This window comes from Lentzea jiangxiensis (assembly GCF_900104175.1).
GTDB lineage: Bacteria > Actinomycetota > Actinomycetes > Mycobacteriales > Pseudonocardiaceae > Lentzea > Lentzea jiangxiensis.
The window spans coordinates 106,734-130,152 of record NZ_FNIX01000016.1 but is presented as its reverse complement, the minus strand read 5'-3'; the positions used below and the strand labels follow the sequence as shown (position 1 = coordinate 130,152).

27 protein-coding genes are annotated in these 23,419 nt (G+C 69.9%); 22 read left to right on the top strand and 5 right to left on the bottom strand.

All coding sequences use genetic code 11. The features are described from left to right. Positions 1-160 precede the first annotated feature (160 nt). From BLQ91_RS30715 to BLQ91_RS30700, 4 genes are read left to right on the top strand one after another with little or no spacing between them, the layout of a single operon-like run. Positions 161-2,053 carry a TRAP transporter permease gene (locus BLQ91_RS30715; RefSeq protein ID WP_090102587.1) on the top strand — a complete coding sequence of 631 codons (1,893 nt, stop codon included), beginning with the start codon at positions 161-163 and terminating at the stop codon, positions 2,051-2,053. Beyond that, positions 2,040-3,020 (top strand): TAXI family TRAP transporter solute-binding subunit, encoded by a 981-nt coding sequence (locus BLQ91_RS30710; protein WP_090102586.1) that lies wholly within the window; start codon positions 2,040-2,042, stop codon positions 3,018-3,020. Before BLQ91_RS30715 ends, BLQ91_RS30710 begins: the two co-directional genes overlap by 14 nt. Before the next feature lie 16 nt (positions 3,021-3,036). After that, complete coding sequence (gene purD / locus BLQ91_RS30705) at positions 3,037-4,293, top strand: phosphoribosylamine--glycine ligase (protein ID WP_090102466.1); 1,257 nt, start codon at positions 3,037-3,039, stop codon at positions 4,291-4,293. Beyond that, on the top strand, positions 4,290-5,198 hold the full coding sequence (locus tag BLQ91_RS30700) for an ADP-ribosylglycohydrolase family protein (RefSeq protein WP_090102464.1): 909 nt from the start codon (positions 4,290-4,292) through the stop codon (positions 5,196-5,198). Before purD ends, BLQ91_RS30700 begins: the two co-directional genes overlap by 4 nt. Here the strand turns inward: BLQ91_RS30700 and BLQ91_RS30695 are convergent. Further along, on the bottom strand, positions 5,188-6,036 hold the full coding sequence (locus BLQ91_RS30695) for an AraC family transcriptional regulator (protein WP_090102462.1): 849 nt from the start codon (positions 6,034-6,036) through the stop codon (positions 5,188-5,190). The two genes, BLQ91_RS30700 and BLQ91_RS30695, sit on opposite strands and share 11 nt — an antisense overlap. A gap of 270 nt (positions 6,037-6,306) precedes the next feature. On the opposite strand from BLQ91_RS30695, the gene BLQ91_RS30690 reads away from it, so the two are divergent. The 9 genes from BLQ91_RS30690 to BLQ91_RS30655 all read left to right on the top strand — a co-directional run bounded on the left by BLQ91_RS30690 (position 6,307) and on the right by BLQ91_RS30655 (position 13,596). Further along, positions 6,307-6,720: a hypothetical protein gene (locus tag BLQ91_RS30690; protein ID WP_143022892.1), complete on the top strand. Its 414-nt coding sequence runs from the start codon at positions 6,307-6,309 to the stop codon at positions 6,718-6,720. A gap of 2 nt (positions 6,721-6,722) precedes the next feature. Continuing rightward, entirely contained in the window at positions 6,723-7,319 is a 597-nt protein-coding gene (locus BLQ91_RS30685; protein ID WP_176960036.1) for a DUF3558 domain-containing protein, read from the top strand. Between the two features lie 9 nt (positions 7,320-7,328). Then, complete coding sequence (locus BLQ91_RS30680; protein ID WP_090102455.1) at positions 7,329-8,627, top strand: PPE domain-containing protein; 1,299 nt, start codon at positions 7,329-7,331, stop codon at positions 8,625-8,627. A gap of 23 nt (positions 8,628-8,650) precedes the next feature. Next, a complete protein-coding gene (locus tag BLQ91_RS30675) occupies positions 8,651-9,388 on the top strand; it encodes an ESX secretion-associated protein EspG (RefSeq protein WP_245733917.1) in 738 nt (245 codons plus the stop codon). A gap of 134 nt (positions 9,389-9,522) precedes the next feature. Then, a complete protein-coding gene (locus tag BLQ91_RS30670; RefSeq protein ID WP_143022891.1) occupies positions 9,523-9,828 on the top strand; it encodes a hypothetical protein in 306 nt (101 codons plus the stop codon). A gap of 10 nt (positions 9,829-9,838) precedes the next feature. Then, a complete protein-coding gene (locus BLQ91_RS30665; protein WP_090102584.1) occupies positions 9,839-11,011 on the top strand; it encodes a transglycosylase SLT domain-containing protein in 1,173 nt (390 codons plus the stop codon). A gap of 471 nt (positions 11,012-11,482) precedes the next feature. Then, positions 11,483-12,613, top strand: coding sequence for a pyridoxal phosphate-dependent aminotransferase (locus BLQ91_RS30660; RefSeq protein WP_090102448.1), 1,131 nt, complete (start codon positions 11,483-11,485; stop codon positions 12,611-12,613). Between the two features lie 69 nt (positions 12,614-12,682). Next, the gene (locus tag BLQ91_RS41695; protein ID WP_176960035.1) at positions 12,683-12,832 is read left to right on the top strand and encodes a hypothetical protein; all 150 of its coding nucleotides are present in this window, start codon (positions 12,683-12,685) and stop codon (positions 12,830-12,832) included. Positions 12,833-12,870: 38 nt separating this feature from the next. Continuing rightward, the gene (locus BLQ91_RS30655) at positions 12,871-13,596 is read left to right on the top strand and encodes a potassium channel family protein (protein WP_090102446.1); all 726 of its coding nucleotides are present in this window, start codon (positions 12,871-12,873) and stop codon (positions 13,594-13,596) included. On the opposite strand, the gene BLQ91_RS30650 is transcribed toward BLQ91_RS30655, so the two are convergent. Together BLQ91_RS30650 and BLQ91_RS30645 are read right to left on the bottom strand one after the other, a co-directional pair. Continuing rightward, positions 13,540-14,136, bottom strand: a complete 597-nt coding sequence (locus BLQ91_RS30650; protein ID WP_176960034.1) for an HAD-IA family hydrolase — start codon at positions 14,134-14,136, stop codon at positions 13,540-13,542. The genes BLQ91_RS30655 and BLQ91_RS30650 overlap by 57 nt on opposite strands. After that, on the bottom strand, positions 14,136-15,077 hold the full coding sequence (locus BLQ91_RS30645; RefSeq protein ID WP_425412563.1) for a threonine aldolase family protein: 942 nt from the start codon (positions 15,075-15,077) through the stop codon (positions 14,136-14,138). The genes BLQ91_RS30650 and BLQ91_RS30645 overlap by 1 nt, the downstream gene beginning before the upstream one ends. 183 nt (positions 15,078-15,260) lie before the next feature. Here BLQ91_RS30645 and BLQ91_RS30640 point away from each other — a divergent pair, with 183 nt between their 5' ends. Genes BLQ91_RS30640 through BLQ91_RS30610 form a run of 7 tightly spaced genes read left to right on the top strand, consistent with a single transcriptional unit; the run spans position 15,261 to position 20,679 of the window. Then, complete coding sequence (locus BLQ91_RS30640) at positions 15,261-15,779, top strand: SigE family RNA polymerase sigma factor (protein ID WP_090102444.1); 519 nt, start codon at positions 15,261-15,263, stop codon at positions 15,777-15,779. Between the two features lie 23 nt (positions 15,780-15,802). Next, a complete protein-coding gene (locus BLQ91_RS30635) occupies positions 15,803-16,483 on the top strand; it encodes a hypothetical protein (protein WP_090102442.1) in 681 nt (226 codons plus the stop codon). A 27-nt stretch (positions 16,484-16,510) separates the two neighbouring features. After that, the gene (locus tag BLQ91_RS30630) at positions 16,511-17,095 is read left to right on the top strand and encodes a TetR/AcrR family transcriptional regulator (protein WP_090102440.1); all 585 of its coding nucleotides are present in this window, start codon (positions 16,511-16,513) and stop codon (positions 17,093-17,095) included. Between the two features lie 57 nt (positions 17,096-17,152). Further along, positions 17,153-17,686, top strand: coding sequence for a SigE family RNA polymerase sigma factor (locus BLQ91_RS30625; protein WP_090102438.1), 534 nt, complete (start codon positions 17,153-17,155; stop codon positions 17,684-17,686). Beyond that, on the top strand, positions 17,683-18,444 hold the full coding sequence (locus tag BLQ91_RS30620) for a hypothetical protein (RefSeq protein WP_090102436.1): 762 nt from the start codon (positions 17,683-17,685) through the stop codon (positions 18,442-18,444). Before BLQ91_RS30625 ends, BLQ91_RS30620 begins: the two co-directional genes overlap by 4 nt. A 25-nt stretch (positions 18,445-18,469) precedes the next feature. Next, a complete protein-coding gene (gene purB / locus BLQ91_RS30615) occupies positions 18,470-19,888 on the top strand; it encodes an adenylosuccinate lyase (protein ID WP_090102434.1) in 1,419 nt (472 codons plus the stop codon). Further along, positions 19,885-20,679, top strand: a complete 795-nt coding sequence (locus tag BLQ91_RS30610) for an MOSC domain-containing protein (protein ID WP_218130466.1) — start codon at positions 19,885-19,887, stop codon at positions 20,677-20,679. The genes purB and BLQ91_RS30610 overlap by 4 nt, the downstream gene beginning before the upstream one ends. On the opposite strand, the gene BLQ91_RS30605 is transcribed toward BLQ91_RS30610, so the two are convergent. Continuing rightward, complete coding sequence (locus BLQ91_RS30605) at positions 20,676-21,119, bottom strand: hypothetical protein (protein ID WP_090102432.1); 444 nt, start codon at positions 21,117-21,119, stop codon at positions 20,676-20,678. The genes BLQ91_RS30610 and BLQ91_RS30605 overlap by 4 nt on opposite strands. A gap of 88 nt (positions 21,120-21,207) precedes the next feature. Here BLQ91_RS30605 and BLQ91_RS30600 point away from each other — a divergent pair, with 88 nt between their 5' ends. Both BLQ91_RS30600 and BLQ91_RS30595 read left to right on the top strand, forming a co-directional pair. Then, the gene (locus tag BLQ91_RS30600; protein ID WP_090102430.1) at positions 21,208-22,083 is read left to right on the top strand and encodes a phosphoribosylaminoimidazolesuccinocarboxamide synthase; all 876 of its coding nucleotides are present in this window, start codon (positions 21,208-21,210) and stop codon (positions 22,081-22,083) included. Between the two features lie 50 nt (positions 22,084-22,133). Continuing rightward, positions 22,134-22,784 carry a polysaccharide deacetylase family protein gene (locus BLQ91_RS30595; RefSeq protein ID WP_090102428.1) on the top strand — a complete coding sequence of 217 codons (651 nt, stop codon included), beginning with the start codon at positions 22,134-22,136 and terminating at the stop codon, positions 22,782-22,784. Here BLQ91_RS30595 and BLQ91_RS30590 read toward each other — a convergent pair. Further along, positions 22,747-23,370 carry an MBL fold metallo-hydrolase gene (locus BLQ91_RS30590; protein ID WP_090102426.1) on the bottom strand — a complete coding sequence of 208 codons (624 nt, stop codon included), beginning with the start codon at positions 23,368-23,370 and terminating at the stop codon, positions 22,747-22,749. The genes BLQ91_RS30595 and BLQ91_RS30590 overlap by 38 nt on opposite strands. Between the last annotated feature and the right edge of the window lie 49 nt (positions 23,371-23,419).

The window sequence follows — 23,419 nt, the reverse complement described above, 5'->3', positions numbered from 1 at the left end:
AATGGCGGGAGCGCTGTCCCGCGCGTGCCGTGTGGACGGTCGCCGGGACTCTTTGCAGTTCCTTTGGAATGATCCTCTACGCCTGTGATCGGCCCCACAGTACGGTCGGTCCGTGGCCAACCCGGACCTCGCCCGCATCGTCGCGGAGCACGACGAGGAGATGCCGTCGCGTTCGCTCTCACCCCGGTGGGAGCGGGCGCTGTGGATCGCCGGTCTGCTGATCGCGCTACTCGTGCTGAAGCAGGTGTTCTTCCCGTTCGCCAAGGGAAGCCAGTACTACCTGATCATCTTCCTCGCGGTGACGCTGCCGCTGGTGTTCCTGGCCTACGGCAAGGGGCACACGCCTCCCTGGTGGGACTGGGCGCTGGCTGGGCTCGCGTTCCTGGCGGGCGCCTACCCGCTGTTCGGGGGCTACGACGAGTTCCTGAACCGGCAGGGCCAGCTCACGACGCTCGACGTCCTCGCGGGCTCGGTGCTGCTGGTGCTCGTCCTGGAGGCGTGCCGCCGCACGACCGGCTGGGTGCTCCCGCTGGTGTGCCTCGCGTTCATCGCCTACGCCTACTACGGCGGGTTCCTGCCGCCGGCGTGGTCGATCGCGCACTCCGGCGTCGACTTCCCGCAGATCATCAACGGCTTCTTCAACGACGCCAGCGGCTTCTACGGCACGCCGCTGGACGTCGCGGCGACCTACATCGTGCTGTTCACGATCTACGGCGCCGTGCTGAACGCGTCCGGCGCGGGCAAGTTCTTCGTCGACGTGAGCTTCGCGGCGTTCAGGAAGTCCCGGACGGCACCCGGACGCACCGCGGCGACCGCCGGGTTCCTGCTGGGCACGGTCTCGGGCTCGGGCACGGCGACCACGGTGTCGCTGGGCGCCGTGACGTGGCCGATGCTGCAGAAGGCCGGGTACCCCAAGGAGAACGCGGGCGGACTGCTCGCGGCCTCCGGCATCGGCGCGATCCTGTCGCCGCCCACGCTGGGTGCGGCGGCGTTCATCATCGCCGAGTACCTGCAGGTCTCGTACCTGTCGGTGCTGATCTGGGCGATCATCCCGACGCTGCTCTACTACCTCGGCATCGCGCTGGCGGTCGAGGCCGACGCGCGGCGGTTCGGCGCGAAGCCGGTCGACGTGGACGCGCCCCGCTTCCTCGACGTGCTCAAGCTCGGCTGGTACCACTTCCTGTCGCTCGGGATCATCATCGTCTTCCTCGCGCTGGACATCCCGGTCTACAAGGCCGTCGTCTACGCGACCGGCGTGGCGGCGCTCTTCGCGCTGATCAACCACCGGCGTGACTGGCTCCGGCTGATCGCCGACGCGCTGTCGGTCGGGGTGCGCTCGGCGTTCCCCGTGATCGCGGTCTGCGCGGCGGCCGGTGTGATCACCTCGACCATCACCAAGACCGGCCTGGGGCAGGCGCTCGCGGGGTCGCTGGTCGACCTGGCGTCGCTGCTGTCGTCGTCCGAGGTCGTGGTCCTGATGCTGACGGCGGTGTTCGCGGCCGTCGCGGTGTCGGTGCTCGGCCTGGCCGTGCCCGTGACGGCGTCGTTCATCATCTCGTGGGTCGTCATCGGGCCGGCGCTGATCACGCTCGGCGTCGAGCCGGCCGAGACCGCGATGTTCATCTTCTACTACGCGGTGCTGTCCGAGGTGACGCCGCCGACGGCGCTGGCCGCGGTCGCCGCGGCGGCCCTGACCGGCGGCGACGTGATGAAGACGATGTGGCAGACGTGGAAGTACACGCTGCCGGCGTTCCTCGTGCCGCTGGCGTTCGTGCTGACCGACGCGGGCTCCGCCCTGCTGCTGCGCGGGCCGCTGCTCGACTCGGTGTGGGCGTTCGGGGCGTCCGCGCTGGGCGTCGCCGCCCTCGCCGTGCTGACCGGCGGCTGGTTGTTCGGTCCCGCGCGCTGGCCGGAACGCGCGCTGTGCGTGCCGGCCGCGTTGTTCCTGCTCTACCTGCAGCCGTGGACGATCGCCATCGGGGCCGGGTTCCTCGTGGTGGCCGTCGCGGTACACCTGGTCACCCGTGGGAGGGTTCGTGATGCAGCTGCGTAAGTACGCGATCGGTGCGATCGCATTGGCGCTCGTGGTCTCAGGGTGTGGCGGCAAGCGCACACCCACCACACCGGACGCCTCCGGCGGTGGAGCGTCCTGCGAGGCGTCCGACGGCCGGATCACGATCGCGACCGGCAACTCCGGCGGCGTGTACTTCGTGGTCGGCGGTGGTCTGGCCAAGCTGATCAGCGACAACTCGAAGCTCAAGGCGTCGTCCGCGGAGACGGGCGCGTCCGTGCAGAACATCCAGCAGCTCGTCGGCGGCACGTACGACATCGCGTTCTCGCTGGCGGACACCGCCGCGGACGCCGTCAACGGCACCGGGGCGTTCAACGGGCAGAAGCAGAAGATCGCGGCGTTGTCGCGGATCTACCCGAACTACACGCAGGTGCTCGTCCGAGCGGACTCCGGCATCAACTCCGTGGCCGACATGAAGGGCAAGCGGATCTCGACCGGCTCGCCCAAGTCCGGCACCGAGGTCATCGCGGGACGCCTGCTCAAGTCGGCCGGGCTGAACATCGACACCGACGTGCAGGCGCAGCGCCTCGACCTCACCAAGACCGCGGACGGCATGAAGGACGGCAGCATCGACGGCCTCATCTGGTCGGGCGGCCTGCCGACGCCGCAGATCACCGACATCACCACGTCCCTGAAGGACAGGGTGAAGTTCCTCGACATCACCCCGCAGCTGCCGGAGATGAAGAAGATCAGCCCGGTGTACGACACCGCGCCGATCCCGGCCGCGACCTACGGCGCGGCCGAGGTTCCCACGATCGTGGTGCCGAACCTGCTGCTCGTGCGCGAGGACTTCGCGGCCAACAACGCGTGCGCGGTGACCAGGCTGATCTTCGACAAGAAGGCTGACCTGGAGAAGGTTCACCCGGCCGTGAAGGACATCGACAAGGCCAAGGCCGCCTCCTCCGACCCCGTCCCGCTGCACCCTGGGGCGAAGCAGGCGCTCGGCTGAACTACGCTCAGGAATCGTGCGCGTCCTGGTCATCGGGTCTGGAGCCCGTGAGCATGCCCTTGTCCTCGCGTTGTCACGCGACCCGCAGCTGACTGCTTTGGCGTGCGCGCCGGGCAACGCGGGTATCGCGGGACACGCCGAGATCTACGGCGTCGACGTCGCGGATGCCTCGGCGGTCGCCACCCTCGCGAAGGAGTGGAAGGCCGACCTAGTCGTCATCGGCCCCGAACAACCCCTGGTCGTCGGGGCCGCTGACGCGGTCCGCGCTCTCGGCATCCCGTGCTTCGGCCCGTCCAAGGCCGCCGCCTGCATCGAGGGGTCCAAGGCGTTCGCCAAGGACGTCATGAACGCCGCGGGGGTGCCGACCGCCCACAGCGAGGTCGTGGACAACCCGGCGCGCCTCGACGCGGCCCTGGGGCGCTTCGGCCCGACCTGGGTCGTGAAGGACGACGGCCTCGCCGCCGGCAAGGGCGTCGTGGTGACGTCCGACCTGGCCGCCGCCCGCGCGCACGCGATGACGCTGCTCGACGGCGGTCACCCGGTGCTGCTGGAGTCCTTCCTGGACGGCCCCGAGGTGTCGCTGTTCTGCGTCACCGACGGCGTGTCCGTGGTGCCGCTGATCCCCGCGCAGGACTTCAAGCGCGTCGGCGACGGCGACGCGGGCCCGAACACCGGCGGCATGGGCGCCTACGCGCCGCTGCCGTGGGCTCCCGACGGGCTCGTCGAGGAGATCGTCTCCCGGTGCGTCCAGCCCGTCGTCGACGAGCTGCGCGCCCGCGAGACGCCGTTCGTCGGCCTGCTGTACGCGGGCCTGGCGCTGACGTCGTCCGGCGTGCAGGTCATCGAGTTCAACTGCCGCTTCGGCGACCCGGAGACGCAGTCCGTCCTGGCCCTGCTGAAGTCGCCGATCTCCGCGCTGTTCCTCGCCGCCGCCAACGGCACGCTCTCCGAGCTGCCCGCCCTGGAGTGGGAGAACGGCTACGCCGTGACCGTCGTGGTGGCCGCCGAGGGCTACCCGAACCGGCCGCGCACCGGTGACGTGATCACCGGCTCCGAGACCGAGGGCGTCCTGCACGCCGGCACGCGCCGCCGCGAGGACGGCGCCGTCGTCTCGTCCGGTGGCCGCGTGCTGTCGGTCGTGGGCACCGGCAAGTCGCTGGCGAAGGCCCGCGAACGCGCCTACAAGCGCATCGCGGAGATCCACCTCACCGGCTCGCACCACCGTTCGGACATCGCCTCGAAGGCCGTCGACGGCAAGATCACGCTGCCGTGAGCCTGCTGGGATGCGTGCTGGGCGGGGCCGTCGGCGACGGCCTCGGAGCGCCGGTCGAGTTCTCGTCGATCGACGTGATCCGCCGCCAGCACGGTCCGGAAGGCGTCGTCGACCTGCCCTCGCTGGAGATCACCGACGACACCCAGATGGTGCTCTTCACCCTCGAAGGCCTCCTGCTCGCCCGGCAGCACGGCGTCGACCCGCTGCTGACCGTGCGGGCCGCCTACGGGCGCTGGCTGCACACGCAGGGCGGCCCGGAGGTCGCTCCCGACGGCTGGCTCGTGGCGGACCGGCGCCTGCACTCGAGGCGGGCGCCGGGCCACACGTGCATCACCGCGTTGAAGCACAACGAGAAGAACGACTCGAAGGGCTGCGGCGGCGTCATGCGCGCCGCCCCCGTCGCCGTCTGGTCGCAGGACGTGCGCGAGGTCTTCGAACTCGCCGTGGGCACGGCCCGCATGACGCACCACCACCCGAGCGGCTACCTGTCCGCAGGCGCCCTGGCGGTGATCGTGCAAGCCCTTCTCGCCGGCGCGGACCTGCCGTCGGCCGTCGCCGTCGCGCGTGCCGAACTGGTCCGCTGGGAAGGCCACGAGGAACAGACCTCGTTGCTGGACAAGGTGATGGGCCTCGGACCGTTGACGCCGGAGGAGATCGAGTCCGAGCTCGGCGGCGGCTGGGTGGGCGAGGAGGCCCTCGCCATCGGCCTGCACGCCGCGCTGGTCGCGCCGGACTTCCCCTCGGCGATCCGCCTCGCCGTGAACCACTCGGGTGACAGCGACTCGACGGGTTCCATCTGCGGAAACATCCTGGGAGCGAGGGACGGCGTCGCCGTGGTCCCCGACTCCTGGCTTTCGGTCCTGGAACTGCGAGACGTGATGGAACGCCTCGTCCTCAGCTGGTGACGGGGATCCACAACTCCGCTTCGGCCCGTTCGCCGTCGATCCGCGTGTGCAGCATCGACGGCCCCTCGACGCTCTCGTAGTTGTTGGACGGGAACCACTGCGTGTAGACGTCCCGCCACATGTACTGAATGGTCTCGGGATAGGGCCCATCGGCCTTGAACACCGCCCACGTGTGCTTCGGCACCGAAAGCGTCTCCAGGTCCTCCGGCGCCTCCCGGCTGCTCACCACGCCCTGGAAGTAGTCGAGCATCGAACCCTCCTCGACCCCCTCCTGGTTGTAGGTGAGCGCCAGCATCCCGGCCGGCTCCCCGTCACCCAGCTCCTTGATCCGCTCGAGCGCCGGCATCCCGATGCCCTTGACGAACTCGACGATCGCGGGGTTCATCCCCACGTGCACCAGCGGCACCCGCGTCCCCCGCCCGACGACCTGGAACGCGTCCTTCTCGACGATCCGGTACTCCATGCTCGTACTCCCCTCGACAACCAGCCTGAACGTGAGAATCTGCTGCGACTGCAACGCCTTCTTCGTGGCCCGGGCCTCCTGCGGCCCGATCTTGTGCATGGCCTTGAAGGCCCGCGCGAAGGCCTCGTTGGACCCGTAACCCCACCGGACGGCGATGTCGAGCAAGGAGTCCTGTCCACTGAGGACCTCGCTCGCCGCCATGGTGAGCCGCCGGCGCCTGATGTACTCGCTGAGCGGAAGCCCCGCGAGCGCACTGAACATCCGTCGGAAGTGGTACTCACTCGTCCCCGCGATCCGCGCGAGCCCCTTGACGTCGACCTCCCGCCCGAGGTCCTCCTCGATGCGGGCCATGGCCTCGTTGAGTCGTTCCAGCACGTCCCCAACGCTATGGGCCTCGCGGCACCCTCACCCGACTTCTCGTGCCCGATCCGGTCGCCTCGCCGGTCCCCGGACCTCACCGGCCCGGTTCGTGCGCGGAGTGACGTGGAACCGACGAAGGGTGGTCTTCGTCCAACCACAGGTGCGTCTTACGTGGGCGTTGGTAGCCTGCGAAGCGGGACCGAACCGTTACCAACCGTACGGGGGTAGGACGTCGTGACACAGGAGAACGCGGGGGCGGATGCCGTTCTCGGTGCCGTCGCGGGAGTGGCCGGTGGCGCGGTGGCCGGTGCCGTCAGCGCTCTGAAGGCCGCCAACTCGGTCATGGATCGAGTCTCGGAGAGCTTTTCCAGCGGCGGTGGGACGCAGAAGTTCCACGTCGAGAAGGACACCGTCCTGAAGGCGGGGAAGATCATCTACAGCCAGTACAAACTGCTGTCGGATGAGTACCAGGACAAGGTCGACCTGTTGCGGATCAGGACCGCCGGCGGTGACAAGGTCACTACGGACGTCGTCGAAGCCTGGAACGACCGGCTCGTGTTCCACGCTGATTCGTACGGCAATCGGATCTCGGCGTACATCGACGCCTTGAAGAACCTGTCCGACCAGTTGGAGGCGTCTGCCCGGCAGTACGGTTTCACCGAAGAGGAGATCACTGCGACGTTCGGGTCGAAACTGTGATGATGCGTCGCTCCAAGCTGGTCGCCATGTTGATCTGCGCGGCGGCGATCTCGGCCTGCACACCCGGCGTCGAGAAGGGGAATCCCACGGCCGCTGCGCCGACCAGCAGCTCATCCGCCAGTGATCCCACGGGTGACTTGCCTGCACGTCCGTCGACCTTGAAGGTCGATTCCGTGGATGTGTGCAAGCTGCTCACGACGGACGTCATGAAGCAGATCGGCGTGAGCACCGCCACTCCCAGAATGGCGGACCTGGTGGAAGGCCAGCAGTCGTCGGCCTGCCGGTATTCGGGTGATGGCGGATTCGGTTACACCGTAGGTGCGGTGACGCACAAAGGCGTTTCCTACTGGATCGAAGGGTCGGGGAACACCGACGGCAAAGTCATCAAGATCGCGGATTTCGGTGCGATCGAGATCACGCTGAAGGGCGGCACGGGCTTCGACTGCTCTGTGGCTGTCGACGTTGCCGATGGTCAGCAGCTGATGGTCAGCTACATCCCGACCACGACCACCGAAAAGCAGAAGGACCAGTCCTTCCTGTGCGGAAACGCCGAGAAGGCTGCCGGGTTCGCGCTCGCGACACTGAAGACATTGAAGTGAGGGGGAGTCATGTCGGGTTATCGACAGCTGACTGACTGGAACTTCGACGGTTGGTCCAACCAGCAGCTCGCTGACGAGGTCGCCAAACTGTCGAGCAGCTCGATGGCTTCTCGGTTCGGTCAGGCGTCCGAGGCGCTGCGCTCGCTGGCCAACACCCTGGAGTCGGTCGACCGGGAGATCCGCAAGCAGCTCGACGACCTCGACATCACCTGGGGTGGCGCGGCCGGCGAGAACCGCAAGCAGAAGACGGACGTCGTCGCCGCCGGTCTCGACCAGAGCACCCAGGCGACGAACCAGAGCTCCCAGGCGATGACGCAGCAGGGTGAGAGCACCAGTCAGGCTCGCCACAGCACTCCGCCGTCCAACACCCTCCGCGGCGACACCGAACAGAACTTCGGCGACAAGGTCGGCGGATTCTTCGGGGTCGAGACCGACCACGCCAAGGAGGTCGAGGCGACCAACAGGGCACGGCAGCAGGCAATCGACAGCCTGAACGGGTACGTCTCCGGCAGCCAGACCTCGCTGGACGGTTTCCGCGCACCGCAGCAGGCCCCGGACATCGTGGTCGCCAGCGCTGCCGTCGCCACGCCCGTCGGACCTCCGGTCGGCCTGCCCCAGGGCGGCACTCCCGGCATCACCGGCGGCGGCCCCGGCGGCCCCGGCTTCACGGGCTCGCCCGGCAGCCCCGGCTCGCCCGGCGTCCCGCTCGGCCCCACCCCCAGCATCCCCGGCAACAGCACCGGCGTCCTCCCGGGCACCGGCACGCAGGGCCCGATCGCGGCCGGCCCCGGTCTGCCCAAGCCCTTCGGCGTCCCGTCGATCGGTGTGGCGGCCGCGGCGGCTGCGGCTGCCGGTCTCGCCGGCACCACGGGTGGTGCGCGCGGGGCTCAGGTCGTCGGCGGTGGTCGTGGGCCCAGCCAGGCTCCCAAGACGCCCATCGCGCCCGCCGGGCCGAAGGGTGCGCCCAGCACGATCGGTGCCGGCAAGGGCGGTGGCGGCGGTGCTGGTGGCGCCGGTGGTCCCGGCGCCGGTGGGACCGGTGCGGCCGGCAAGGGTGCGATGACGCCCGGCGGTGCCGCCGGTGTCGGGCCCGAGGCGAACCGCCCCGGTGCGGCCGCGCCGGGCAAGGGTGCCGTCGGTGGCAAGGGTGCCGGCTCGCTCATGTCCCCCGCGGCGAGCGCCGCCAGGGGCGAGGGTGAGGAGGACGGCGAGCACGTGCGCAAGTACGGTGTCGACTCCGACGAGATGTTCGGTGACGACCGCATGGTGGTTCAGTCCGTCATCGGCGAAGACCCGAAGGACAAGTAGGTCCGTTGAGCGCACCAGGTTCTGTGGTTCTGTCCACAGTGGAGTTCGCCGTGGTCTGGGAGGCGCAACGCCTCCCGGCCGCGCACGTCGCGCTGGACACGCGGATTCCCTCCGTCACCCACACCGAGAAGTTCGAGGTGGTGAAGCGGGCCTGGGAGTCGCTCGAGGCGCGCGGCCTCGCCGCCAACGGCCGGGTGGTGCCGGAGCTCGCCGACGGGTTCGCGTTGCTCGCGAACCCGCAGGTGTCCATCGACCTGTGGATCTGGGCCGACCGGCAGATCAGCGGCCTCGCGGCGGCGATCGGCGACGAGGCGATCCTCGCCGTGCAGGACCGCGACGAGATGTGGCTGATCGAGGCGCGCGGCACGGCGCTCGCCGAGGCGGCCGTGTCCGTCGCCGGTGAGATGCCGGCCGGGTTCGGGCGGTCGATCAGCATGCCGTACGACGAACTGGTGGCCGCCGCCAAGAACGTCGGCCTCGACGCGCAGCGGATGATCACGATGCTGGAGCGGCAGGGCATGCGCCTCGGTGACGCCCAGGAGCTCGCCGGGATGCTCGACGGCATGTCCACGCGCGGCCAGTTCGGCGTGCAGCGCAACGGACGGCGCGCCGGACGCGTGGTTTCCTTCCACGACACGCACAACGGGCGCTACCTCCGCCAGCTCAAGCCGAGCAGCGACGGCCGTCAGTGGTGCACCATCACGCCCGTCGACAACCACCGGCTCGCGAGTGCCGTCTGGGAACTGTTGCAAGAAGCCTGAACGCGGAACCCCCGTCGGTGCCCGCCCGTCGAACTCGGCGGGCGGGCACCGCCGTCTCGAAAGAGCGAATCGGCGCACCACCCGGTGCCCTTCGTTCTAAGGTCATCGAGCAGACGTTGAGGGGGTAGGCGCGCGTGGCTGTGACGCAGTTCAACACCGAAGCCATGGAACAGTGCCGAACGACCGTGAGCAGTCAGGCCGGACAATTCGGCGCGATCGGTGACGGCTTTTCCAACCAGTACGGCAATCCGGACATCTTCGGGAAACTCGGCGCGTCCGGTGCTGTTTCGGGCGCGGTGACCGCGATGGACCAGGCGGGCGCGCAGGAGTTCGAGGCGGCCGAGAAGGTGCTGCGCAAGGTCGAGAACGCTCTCGACGCGATCCAGACCTCCGTCCACGACGTCGAGGAAGCCAACAAGAACTCCATGAGGGCGGTGTGACGTGAGCGCGATGGACGAAGTCGCGGCGTTGCCCGGCGGCGCGGAACTGGCCGCGCTCGCGGACAAGGTCGAGACCGCACAACCGCAGGCCGTGCGCGACATCGCGAACCGCTGGAAGCAGGCGGCGGGCAAGTGCGGCGACCAGACGAACGTCCTCCAGAGGTCGGTCAGCCAGCTCGACGGCGCCTGGCAGGGCACGTCCGCCGACGGCTTCGTCGCCTACATGGGCAACGTGACGAAGTGCGGCACCTCGATGACCGACGCCCTCAACGGCGCCGCGGCCGACCTGGAGGCGGCCGCGAACGCGTTGGAAACCGCGAAGTCCTCGATGAGCCGCATCTGCGAAACCCTCCTGAGCCGCGCCCGAAAGACCCGCCAGCAGCTGCACAACCAGCCGCAGGAGGACGTCGACAGCATCATCCGCGGCTACTGCGCCGAAGCCCTGGCCGACGCCAACCCCGTTGTCTCCCAAGCGGAAAACGCGGTGTCGTCCGCCGCCGGCGCCTTGAAGGGCCGCCCCGGCGCCCTCGCACCGAAGTTCTCGTCCGTCCCGGACCCGAACACGCAGCCGTTCACCCCGGCCCCGAACAAGCCGGTCGAATGGGCACCGACCCCACCGCCCGACGACTCGACCAAGGCGTCTTCCGCCACACCCTCGGAGCCGCAACCCCGGCCCGCTGCTGACCACGGTGGCGGCGGCGGAGGAGGCGGTGGTGGTGGCGCTTCCGGCGGCGGTGCTTCCGGCGGTGGTGGCGGAGGCGGAGGCGGTGGCGGCATGGGTGGCCTCGGTCCCAGCGGTGGCCCGCCCTCGGGCAGCCCGCCTCCCGGCAACGTCGAGGAGTGGATCCGCGAGGCCATCAAGATCCTCCAGGCCAACGGCATCCCCGTCACCGAGGAGAACATCGACGAGATCTGGAAGATCATCGAAAAGGAGTCGAGCGGCAACCCGCACGCCATCAACCTCTGGGACTCCAACGCCCAGGCGGGCACGCCCTCCAAGGGTTTGATGCAGTGCATCGACTCGACGTTCAACGCGCACAAGCTGCCCGGCCACGACGACATCTGGAACCCGATCGACAACATCATCGCCGGTGTCCGCTACACGTTCTCGCGCTACGGCGGTTTTGAAGGTCACCCCGGTCTGAAGGCAATGGCCCAGGGCGGCGGCTACCAAGGGTATTAGCCATCGCTTGATCGGGTGAGCTTTGTCCGGAACCCGGCGCTTCTCCGTCCGGTAGGTCGTGACGGAAATGTGCCGGGTTTCAGTTGTCCACACCCTGTCGGGTGGTCGATGTCCTGAAACGCCGTTTTGTTTCTCCCGCATATGCGGAAGCGCGGGGGGTTGCGGACCGGAGGTGACGGGCGGGGCGAGGGGGTGAAAGGGCCGAGGGCGTGGTGGTCCGGACGGCTCCGGCAGGACCCGAAGCACGCCAGCAGGACCCGAAGCACGCCAGCAGGATCCGAAGTGCACCGGCCCGGTCTGCGGCGACTTGATCTGCGGCGACTTGATCTACGGCGGCTCGGTCTGCGGCGACTCGGCCTGCCGCGGCTTGATCGACGTCGGCTCGGCCTGAGGCGGTGTGGTCGGGTGGCCGGGTGTGGCGGCGCGCTCGGTCGGGGGTCTCACCGCGTGCAGGGGAGTTAGCCTGGCGGCATGCTGACCGTGGCCGCCCGCGCCGACGTCCCGCCCTTCCACGTCATGGACGTGTTGTCCGCCGCCGCTCGCAGGCAGCGCACGCACGGGGACGTGATCTCCCTGGCCGCCGGGCAGCCGTCGAGCCCCGCGCCGCTGCCCGTGCGCGAGGCTGCCGTCAAGGCGTTGGGCGAGCAGGCGTTGGGGTACACCGAGCAGCTCGGCATCCTGGAGCTGCGGCAGGCGATCGCCGGGCACTACGGGCGGCAGTACGACCTCGACGTGTCCGCGGACGACGTGGTGGTGACCACCGGGTCGTCGGGGGCGTTCACGTTGGCGTTCCTCGCGGCCTTCGACGCCGGGGACCGGGTGGCGCTGGCCCGGCCCGGGTATCCGGCCTACCGCAACATCCTCAAGGCGCTGGGGTGTGAGGTCGTCGAGTTGCCGTGCGGGCCGGAGACGCGGTTCCAGCCCACGGTCGAGATGTTGGATCCCGGGCTCAAGGGTGTGATCGTGGCCAGTCCGGCCAACCCGACCGGGACGGCGGCCGACGTCGCGCCGATCGCGCGGTGGTGTGCGGGCAACGGGGTCCAGCTGATCAGCGACGAGATCTACCACGGGATCAGCTACGGCGAGCCGCTGCGGTGCGCGTGGGAGACGAGCCGGGACGCGATCGTCGTCAACTCCTTCTCGAAGGCGTTCGCGATGACAGGGTGGCGGCTCGGGTGGATGTTGTTGCCGGAGCGGCTGCGCAGGGCCGTGGACTGCCTGACGGGCAACTTCACGCTGTGTCCGCCGGCGTTGGCGCAGTACGCGGCGGTGCAGGCGTTCCACGAGGACTCGTACGCCGAGACGGCGCTGCACCTCCAGCGGTACAAGGTGAACCGGGACCTGTTGCTGGAGGGGCTGACGAACCTCGGCATCGACAAGCTCGCGCCGGCGGACGGGGCGTTCTACGTCTACGCGGACGTGCGGCACCTGACGGACGACTCGATGGCGTTCTGCCGGCGGTTCCTGGACGACACGGGCGTGGCGATCGTGCCCGGCATCGACTTCGACCCCGTGGACGGGCACCACTTCGTGCGGATGTCGTTCGCCGGGGCCACGCAGGATGTCGAGGAGGCGCTGCGGCGGCTGAAGGCCTGGCTGTGATCCGGAACCGCGAGCCGCGTCGCAACAAAACCGGGCGGCACGACGTTCAGGCAGCAGAGGGGAGGTCGCATGTGGGCGATCATCGGGTGGCTGGTGGCGGTCTGGATCCTGCTGGCCGTCGTCGGGGCCGTGGTGAAAGGACTTTTCTGGCTCGCTGTGGTTGGGGGACTACTCCTCGCGGGCACCGCGGCTTACGGCGCGGTCAAATCCAAGCGATGACCCTGGATTAATTCGTGCACACCGCTCACCATGGGGCGGTGTTGCTGGCGAACGAGGCCCGCCTCGAGCGGTGGGAGAGAAAGGTCGAGTGGCCGTTGACGGCACTCGCCCTGCTCTTCCTCGCCGCCTACGCCTGGCAGGTGTTCGACGACCACGGTGCGATGCACGCGCCGTTGGAGATCGTGTTGTGGCTGGTCTGGGCCCTGTTCGCGGCCGAGTTCATCACGAGGCTGACGCTGGCGCGGAACAAGGTGGAGTTCCTCAGAACGCATCTTTTCGATCTTGCCGCGGTCATTCTGCCGATGGTCCGGCAGCTCCGCGTTCTGCGGTTGATCACCGTCGTCACGTTGCTCAACAAGAAGTTCCAGCACAAGATCAGGCAACGGGTCGGCGTTTACGTGGCAGGCGTGACGATCATTGTCGCGTTTTGTGCGAGCCTCGCCGTGCTGGACGCCGAAAGGCACGCGGAAAACGCCAGCATCACCACGTTCGGCGACGCGTTGTGGTGGACGCTGACGACCATGTCGACGGTCGGCTACGGCGACCGCTACCCCGTCACGGGTGAGGGGCGGCTGGTCGCCGGACTGCTGATGGTCGGCGGCATCGCGCTGCTCGGTGTCATCACCGGCACGATCGCGAGCTGGCTCGTGGAGAAGCTGCGCGGCGTCGAGGACGCCGAGCAGGAGACCGCGCGGGAGCTGCGGAACCTACGCGCCGAGATCGCGGAACTCCGTGCGGAGCTGAGCGCGCGCAGCGAGGGCTGACGTCCACAGCCGGGCGTCCCAGCCGGCGGCGGCCGCACTCTCCACGTTGGACTCGCGGTCGTCGAAGAAGATCACGTCCGAAGACCCGATCACGGACGACGTGTGCTCCCAGATGGCCGCGTCGGGCTTGGCGAAGCCGAGGTCGCCGGAGAACACCAGGTGCCGGAAGTGCCCGGACCACGGCACCTCCTCCGCCAGCCTCGCGAACGTCGACGGCGCGTTCGACAGCAGCGCGAGCGGCACGTCCAGCGCCGCCAGGTCCTCGATCAGCGCCACGGTCTCCGCCACCGGCTCGTCGAGCCACCCGGCGTTGTCGAGAGCGGTCAGCTCCCGCACGGCGGCGGGGTCGAACGTGAGCCCCAGCGACGACCCGATCGTCGTCCAGTACTCCTCGTCGGAGCAGCCGCGGTCGTAGGCGTCGCGGTTCCAGTACGCGGCCTCGAAGTCCGTCAGCGGCACCCCGAGCCGGTCGGCGATCGCGGGCAGCGCCGGGTTGCGCCGGCTGATGACCTCGCCGAAGTCGAACACGACCCAGCGCATCAGGCGCGTTCCCCGACCCGCCGCAGCACCTCGGTGATGTCGGCCTGGCTGACGTCCCCGTGCGTCACGAACCGCACCTTGCCGGACATCGGACTGGCGAGCACCCCGATCTCGCGCAACGACAGCAGCGCCTTGTCGAGGTCGGGCACCGACGCCAGCACGATGTTCGTCGCCGGCTCCGGCACGTCCCAGCCGATTGAACGCAACCCGGCGGCCAGCGCCGAGGCGTTGGCGTGGTCCTGCGCGAGCCGCGGGATCCGGTCCAGCGCGACCAGCCCGGCGGCGGCCAGCACGCCTCCCTGCCGCACCCCGCCACCAAGCATCTTGCGCACCCGCCGCGCCTCGACGACGAACGAGGACGACCCGGCCACGACCGAGCCGACCGGGGCGCCGAGCGCCTTCGACAGGCACACCTGCACCGTGTCGACCCCCGCGGTCAGCTCGCGGAGCTCCACCCCGAGCGCCACCGACGCGTTCCACAGCCGGGCGCCGTCCAGGTGCACCGCCAGTCCGATGGACCGCGCCGCCGCCACCAGGGCGGCGTGCCCGTCGGCGGTCGTCACCGTGCCGCCGGCCGCGTTGTGCGTGTTCTCCAGGCACAACAACGTCGTGCGCAGTCCGTAGTAGGGCGACTCGCCGCCACCGGCCGCGACCACGGCCTCGGGAGTCAGCGAGTGGAGCGCGTGCGGCATCCCGCCGGCCAGCCACGCGGCGGTCCCGAGCTCGGCGTCCAGCACGTGCGCGCCCAACGGCGCCAGGAACCGGTCGCCGCGCTGCAGGTGCAGGTACAGGGCGATCAGGTTGCCCATCGAGCCGGACGGGACCCACAGCGCCGCCTCCACGCCGAGCAACGCCGCGACGCGCTCCTCCAGCGCCGCCATCGTCGGGTCGTGGTCCAGCACGTCGTCGCCGACCTCGGCCGACGCCATGGCGCGGCGCATCTCGTCGTCCGGGCGGGTGACGGTGTCGGAGCGCAGGTCAATGGGGGTCACACCCCCGATCCCACCACATCCCGCCGGGGACGGAGGGGGTGATGTAGCTCTCCCGCGAGGTTCGTGCAACCGTTGTCGGCACAGATTCCGTCCTGTCAGTGCAACTCGAGGAACGAGCGGAGAGCAGTCCGCGTGGATCAGCGCGACGAGCAGGAGTTCGCGGAGTACTTCGTGGCTCGCCGTGAGGCCGTGCGCCGAACGGCATACCTGCTGTGCGGCGACTGGCACCGCGCTGACGACTTCGCGCAGACGGCCTTCGTGGCGGTGCACAGGAGGTGGCGGAAGATCCGGGACAAGCAGGCCCTCGACGCCTACGTCCGCCGCACCGTCGTGCGCGCGGTGATCGACGAGTCGCGCCGTCCGTGGCGGCGCGAGAAGTTCACCGACGAGATGCCGGAAGCTCCGGCGACCGGCACCGAGGTCGGCGAGACGGTCGCGACGCGCGAGGCGTTGATGAAGGGTTTGCGCAGAGTCCCGCCCCGGCAACGGGCCGTGCTCGTGCTGAGGTTCCTCGAGGGCCTCGACGTGACGGCCACGGCCGAGACGCTGAAGTGCTCGGAAGGAACTGTGAAGAGTCAGACCGCCCGCGGGCTGGCGGCGTTGCGAGAAGCTCTGGGCGACGCCATCGACGACCTGCGACCGGCGTCGTGACCGGCGAGAGGAGGACGTAGGAGATGGACGAGCAGAAGCTCGCGGACCTGTTCCGCGACGCCGCGCACGACGCGCCACCGGCGTCCTTCGACGCGGGCGACGTCCGGACGGCCTCGCGCCGAGCCACGCTGCGCCGGCGCGGCTCGATCGCCGCCGGCACCAGTTTGGTCGTCGTCCTGGGTTTCGGCGGCGTCCTCGCTGCCAACTCCTGGTACGGCCAGGACGGCGGAAATTCGACCGTCGCCGGTTCTGGGCAGCAGGGCACCGACACGGCACAATCGCCGATGACCCTGATGGAGGCACAGCCTCCGCCGAACAACGACTTCCCTGGCGACGCCCCGTCCACGCAGGGGGACGGGACAGCGCCGGGAAGCACCAGCTTCACCGCTGGTGAACGCGCAGTGCAGGGCTGCGCAGGTGTGGACCGGGAGCTCGCCGACGCCCTCGCCGCCGAGCTTTCGGTCTCACCGGTTCCCGCGATCCCGCCGGCGGTGACCTGCTCACCGGCCTCCCGCGCGGCCGCGTACAAGATCGACGGCCTGACGATCACCGCGATCGTCACGCCCGACCCGTTCGAGGGTCCCGTCGGCACCGAGAGGGCCAAGACCGCCCGCGGTCAGGACCTCTACGTGTTCACCCAGGGCGACGGGGAGCTCAAGGGCCAGGCCAAGCGGTTCGCGGACGCACTGGCCCCGAGGTTCTGACCTGCCGCCCAGTACCCTGGCGCGACTATGACGGCAGCAACCCCCAAGGGTGAGCGCAGGCGGCAGGCTCTCGTGGAGGCCGCGTCCGAACTGCTCGTGGAGGGCGGGTTCGACGCGGTCAGGCACCGCGCGGTCGCCGAACGCGCAGGTCTGCCGCTCGCGTCGACCACGTACTACTTCGACTCGCTCGACGAGCTGATCACCGCGGCGGTCGAGTTCCACGGCCGCGCCGAGCTGGCGAGCTGCCGGGAGCGCCTGGCGGCGATCTCGGACCGGCTGGCGGACGACGACGTGCTCGTCGAGCTCGTCCTCGACCTGCTGGTCGGCCAGGACGTCACCGACACCGAGCCGATCCTGCTGCGCTACGAACGCCTCGTCGCGACGGGCCGCCGCCCGTACCTGCGCCCGTTGATGCACGTGCTGTCCAAGGAGCTGCACGAGCTGATCGCCGAGATCTTCCACCGCGCCGGCCGCGACATCGCGAGGGAGCGCGTCGAGGAGCTGATCGCGCTCGTGGACGGCACGATGGTGAACGCGTTCATCGAGCTGAAGCCGGACCCGAGAGGCGTCGCGGCGAGGATGCTCCGTTCGGCCCTTTCGCGTCACACGTGATGCAACCTCGCGTTCCCCTGACGCGTTCCCCTGGGTGAGGACGCGAGAGGGGATCGCATGCGCAAGGCCGATGAGCAGGGCTTTCGCGAGTTCGCGGCAGCCAATGCCGCGTCTTTGCGACGCACTGCCTATCTGTTCTGTGGCGACTGGCACACGGCTGAAGACCTGATGCAGTCGAGCCTCATGAAGATGTACATGGCCTGGAAGCGCATCAAGGACCTCGACAACCTGATCGCGTACGCCCGCAAGGTGCTGCTGCGCACGTGGCTGGACGAGAAGCGCAGGCCGTGGCGCAGGGCGGAGCAGCGCGACGGGGAGCTGCCCGACGCCGCCGACGCCACCGTGGACCCGGACACCACCAGCGCGAAGCTGTGGGCGCGTGAGCTCGTGCACACCGCGTTGCTGCAGGTGCCTCCGAGGCAACGGGCGGTGCTCGTGCTGCGTTATTTCGAAGACCTCTCGGTCGCCGAGGTGGCGGTGGCGATGGGGTGCACCGAGGGAACGGTCAAAAGCCAGACGGCGCGCGGTCTCGCGACACTGCGCACCATCGTGGACAAGCTCGACAACAGTTCGGGGAGGGTCGCGTCGTGAGTGAGCAGGAGATCCGCGAGGGGATGCTGCTGGCCGTCTGGGACGAGCCGCCCCTCGACTTCGACCCGGACACCCTGATCAGGCGGGTGGAGCAGAAAAAAAGTCGTCGACGAGCGCTGGTCGCCGTGGGCGTGGCTACGGCGGTCATCGCGGTAGCGTCGTTCTCGCTGCCGGGACTGCTGCCCCGCGACCGCGACACCCACCTCGGCGCCGAGGTCCAGACGACCACGTCCGCACCGCCCAGCGTGCCCGCCGAGCGGAAGGCCCAGCGCCTCGGCGACAAGCTGGCGGAGAGCCTCCAGGCGCAGCGCAAGGACCTGAAGGACGTCTACGCCTCGTTCACGCCCGGCGGGTTCGTCTACCCGCCCTACTCGACCTCGACCTCGGCGCCGCCGCGGGGCACCGGAGACCCCGAGTACACGGGGCACGTCTACCTGACCGACATCATCGGACCGACCGCGCTGCGGGTGGTGGTGACGAAGGCCGGCTTCAACAAGCAGAACTTCTGCACCTCCGCCACGTTGTGCCGGGACGTGGCGCAGGCGGACGGGACGATCGTCACGGAGGGCGAGTTCTTCCAGGGCACCACCGACGTCCAGCAGGTCGAGGTCGCTCGGCGGTTCGAGAGCGGCCTGGTCGTGCAGATCGGCGCCTACGCCTACAACCCCTCGAACGGCAGCGGGCGGCGCCAGACCGTTCCGGTGTCGGTGAACGTCCTCACAGCGCTGGTCATGGACTCGGCCATCGACTGGGAGTGAGCCGGGGGTGCACTAGCCTGAGGGCGTGACGAAGCCCCGCATCGCCAACGTCCTCGCAGGTCGGTACGCCTCCACGTCGCTCGCGACGCTCTGGTCCGCCGAGCACAAGATCGTGCTGGAGCGGCAGCTGTGGCTCGCGGTCCTGCGGGCCCAGGCGGCCGCGGGCATCGAGGTGCCCGAGACCGCGATCGCCGACTACGAGCGCGTGCTGGAGCAGGTCGACCTGGAGTCGATCGCGGCGCGCGAGCGGGTCACGCGGCACGACGTGAAGGCGCGCATCGAGGAGTTCAACGCGCTCGCGGGCCACGAGCAGGTCCACAAGGGCATGACCTCGCGCGACCTCACGGAGAACGTCGAGCAGCTGCAGGTGCTGCGCTCGCTCGAGCTGGTCCGCTCCAAGGTCGCCGCCGTCCTCGGCCGCCTCGCCCGCCTCGCCGCCGAGCACTCCGACCTGGTGATGGCCGGCCGTTCGCACAACGTGGCCGCGCAGGCCACGACGCTGGGCAAGCGGTTCGCGACGGGCGCCGACGAGCTGCTGGTCGCGTTCTCCCGCCTCGACGAGCTGATCTCCCGCTACCCGCTGCGCGGCGTCAAGGGTCCGGTCGGCACGGCCCAGGACATGCTCGACCTGCTCGGCACGCCCGAGAAGCTGCTGGAGCTGGAGCAGGCGGTCGCGGGCCACCTCGGCTTCGAGCGGGTCCTCACGAGCGTTGGCCAGGTCTACCCGCGTTCGCTCGACTTCGACGTCGTCTCGACGCTCGTGCAGCTCGCGGCGGCGCCGTCGTCGGTCGCGAAGACGATCAGGCTGATGGCGGGCCACGAGCTCGTCACCGAGGGCTTCAAGCCCGGCCAGGTCGGCTCCAGCGCGATGCCGCACAAGATGAACACCCGCTCGTGCGAGCGCGTGAACGGCTTCGCGGTGGTCCTGCGCGGCTACCTGTCGATGGTCGGCGAGCTCGCGGGCGACCAGTGGAACGAGGGCGACGTGTCGTGCTCGGTGGTCCGCCGGGTCGCGCTGCCCGACGCGTTCTTCGCGTTCGACGGCCTGCTGGAGACGTTCCTGACGGTGCTGGACGAGTTCGGCGCCTACCCGGCCGTCGTCGCGCGCGAGCTGGACCGCTACCTGCCGTTCCTCGGCACGACGAAGGTGCTGATGGCGGCCGTGCGCGCGGGTGTCGGCCGTGAGACCGCGCACGAGGCCATCAAGGAGAACGCGGTGGCCGTCGCGCTGGCGATGCGCGAGCAGGGCCTCGCGCGGAACGACCTGCTGGACCGGCTCGCGGCGGACTCGCGCCTGCCGCTCGACCGGGCCGCCCTGGACGCGCTGCTGGCCGACCGCCTGTCGTTCACCGGCGTGGCGTCGGCGCAGGTGGCGGCCGTGGTGGAGCAGGTCGCCGCGGTCGTCGACAAGTACCCGGCCTACGAGCCGGAGCCGATCCTGTGATCGTCGCCGGTCTGCGCGTCCACCCGGTCAAGGGGTGCGGCGGGTACCCCGTCGCCTCCTCGGCCGTCGACCTGACGGGCCTGCGCGACGACCGGATGATGATGCTGGTCGACGACGAGGGCGTGTTCCTGTCGCAGCGCAAGGTCCCGGAGATGGCGGCGCTGCGTCCGTCCCTCGTGGACTCGTCGCTGTCGATCGGTGGCGAGTCCTTCCCGATCGTCCCCGACGGGCCGCGGGTTCCGGTCGTCGTGCACGCCTGGCACGGGTCCGGGGTGGACCAGGGCGACGCTGCGGCGGCGTACTTCTCCGACGCGCTCGGCAAGTCCGTGCGGCTCGTGCGCACTCCACCGGACCTGCGCAGGGAGACGACCGGTGAGACGACCGGCCTCGTCGGGTACGCCGACGGCAACGCGCTGCTGGTGCTCTCGCTGTCCTCGCTGGACGGTTTGAACGAGCGGATCGTGGAACGCGGCGGGGAGCCGGTGCCGATGGACCGCTTCCGCCCCAACGTGGTCGTGTCCGGCTGGCCGGAGCCGCACACGGAGGACCGCGTGCGGCGGGTGGTCATCGGTGACGTGGAACTGGCCTACGCCAAGGACTGCGTGCGTTGCGCGGTGCCGATGGTCGACCAGGTGACGGGTCAGAAGAGCGGACCGGAGCCGATCCGTTCGCTGGCGACCTATCGGCGTGATGACGACGGAGGGGTGACGTTCGGCATGAAGGCCCAGGTCGTCCGCACCGGCACCATCGCCGTCGGCGACGAGCTCGACGTGCTGGAGTGGCGCGCCTAGGCCTTCTGCCAGCGCAGGCGGTCGCCGCGCTGGGGGTCCTTGCGGCACACCAGCTTCTCGCCGCGCAGGCCGATGCCGTTCGCGCCCTCGGGATCGCACCGCGCACCCTCGTTGACCAGGAGGCCCTGCTGCGGCGGGGCCTCGGTGGTCGTCGGCTGCTGCACGGCGGGCGGCGTCTGGACGGGCGGCGGCTTCGGCTGCGTCGTCCTCGTGGTGGTGGTCGTGGTCGTCGCCGTCGTGGACGAGCCCTTGACCGTGATGTCGGCGACGTCCGGAGTCGGCACGATGCTCACCGACTGGGTCGTGCTCGTGTCCTGCGGGTCACCGGAGGTGGGCGACGAGACGGGGCTGGAGTCGAAGCTCCACCCGGCCACGCCCAGGACGACGAGCAGGGCCGCACTGGCCAATGCCGGGATCCACAGGGCCTTTCTGGTGAGCACGGGTGCACCTTAAGCTTCTTCGGCCTTGATCTGTAGTGGTGCGGGGTGTGGATCGGTGCCCGGAACGCGGGCACGTAGTCTGACCAGCGTGCCTACGCTCGCTGACTACCAGCACGTCGCCCGCGGCAAGGTTCGTGACCTGTACGACGTGGACGACGAGCTGCTGCTGTTCGTCGCGTCCGACCGCATCTCCGCGTACGACCACATCCTGAGCTCGGAGATCCCGGACAAGGGCCGCGTGCTCACCGCGATGAGCGTGTTCTGGTTCGAGCGGCTCACGCCCAACCACCTGGTCGCCTGCGACGACCCGCGCATCCCCGCCGAGGTCCGCGGCCGGGCGCTGCTGGTGCGCAAGCTGCGGATGGTCGACGTCGAGTGCGTGGCGCGCGGGTACCTCACGGGTTCGGGCATGGCCGACTACACCGCGACCGGCGCGGTCTGCGGGATCGAGCTGCCGGCCGGGCTGGTCGAGGCGTCCGAGCTGGACCCGCCGATCTTCACGCCCGCGTCGAAGGCCGAGATCGGGGCGCACGACGAGAACGTGTCGTTCGACGTCATCGCGGAGAAGCACGGCGTGGAGCTGGCGTCGAAGCTGCGTGACCGCACGATCGAGCTCTACAGCGAGGCGCGCGCGTACGCGTTGACGCGTGGCCTGATCCTGGCGGACACGAAGTTCGAGTTCGGGCTCTCCGCGGACGGTGAGCTGGTGCTGGCGGACGAGGTCTTCACGCCGGACTCGTCGCGCTACTGGCCGGCCGAGGGCTACGAGCCCGGCCGCGTGCAGCCGTCGTTCGACAAGCAGTACGTGCGCGACTGGCTGACGTCACCCGCGTCGGGCTGGGACCGCAAGAGCGACACCCCGCCGCCTCCGCTGCCCGCGGAGGTCGTCGAGGCCACCCGTGCGCGGTACGTCGAGGCCTACGAGAAGCTGACGGGCCTGTCCTTCGCTGACTGGCTCGCGTGAGTTAGCTCCGCTTTCACGCGGATGTCACCACGGCGTGGCGCACTCATTGCGTGCACTCACAGCTCGTGGTCTCCCTGTCCGGCATCGGTCCGCAGACACTCGACCGATGCGCTGATCTGGCCGCGGCCCTCGGCCCGCGGCGGGTGCCGTTGTCGCTGCTCGTGGTCCCCCGCGAGCTCGGCAGGGCGCAGGAATGGGTGCGGCAGCGCGCCGCGCTCGGCGATGCCGTCGTCCTGCACGGTCTCGGCCAACGGCGGTTGCCCGCCTATGAGGCCGGGCTGCTGCTGATGGGCGCGCGTCTGCAGATGGACGCCATCGGACTGAACGCCGACACGTTCGCGCCTCGGCGTTGCGTGGCGTCGCCCGGGACGTTGCTCGCGCTCGCCAAGCACCGGTTCAAGCTCTGCGCCGACGCGCACGCGGTTCGTGACGTGGGCAGCGGGCTCGCGACGCTCGGCCGCCTGCACGCGCTGACCGAGCGCAGCAGCTTCGGCGAGCTGCGGTCGCTCGCGCTGGTCTACGCGACGGCCAGGTCCGCACGCCGCGGCGGGCTGACCCGGATCACCGTCGACGCCCGGGACCTGCACCGGCCCGGTGCGCGGCAGGCCGTGCTCGACGCCGTGGACATCGCCCTCGCCCACGACGCCGCGCCGACCACCTACGTCAGACTGCCGTCGCCTCGCCTGGCGTCAGCGGCCTGACCTCGGTGCCCTCCGGCTTGAGCATCTCGAAGAGCCGGTGGGCCATCTGCGGGCTCGCGAGCGTCTTCTCGTGGATCGGCACGGCGACACGCGGCTTCACGGCGCGCATGAAGTCGACCGCTTCGCCGGTGCGCATCCACGGCGCTCCCGCGGGCAGACCGAGCACGTCCACGTCCTCGTCGGGCACGAACAGCGAGTCGCCGGGGTGGTAGAACGCGCCGTCACCGACCACGTAGGCGGCGTTCGGCACGATCGGGATGTCCTGGTGGATCATCGCGTGCTGCCCGCCGACGACCCGGACGCCCAGGTCGCCGATCTCGAAGGTGTCACCCGGCCGGGCGACGGTCGCGTTCTCGACGGTGGGCGCCGTGCCCTCGTCCACGATCAGCTGCGCCCGCGGGTTGCTCTTGAGCAGCGCGGGCAGCTTCTCGAGGTCGACGTGGTCGAAGTGCTGGTGCGTGACCAGCACCGCGTCCAGGTCCGCGAGGTCCTCGAACCCCTCGGAGAACGTGCCGGGGTCGATCAGCACGCGGGTGGTCCCCGTCTCGAGGAGCACGCAGGCATGACCGAAATGGACAACTTTCACGCAATCCTCCATTACCGACGTTTGGCGGGCTGACACGGTGAGGTGACGT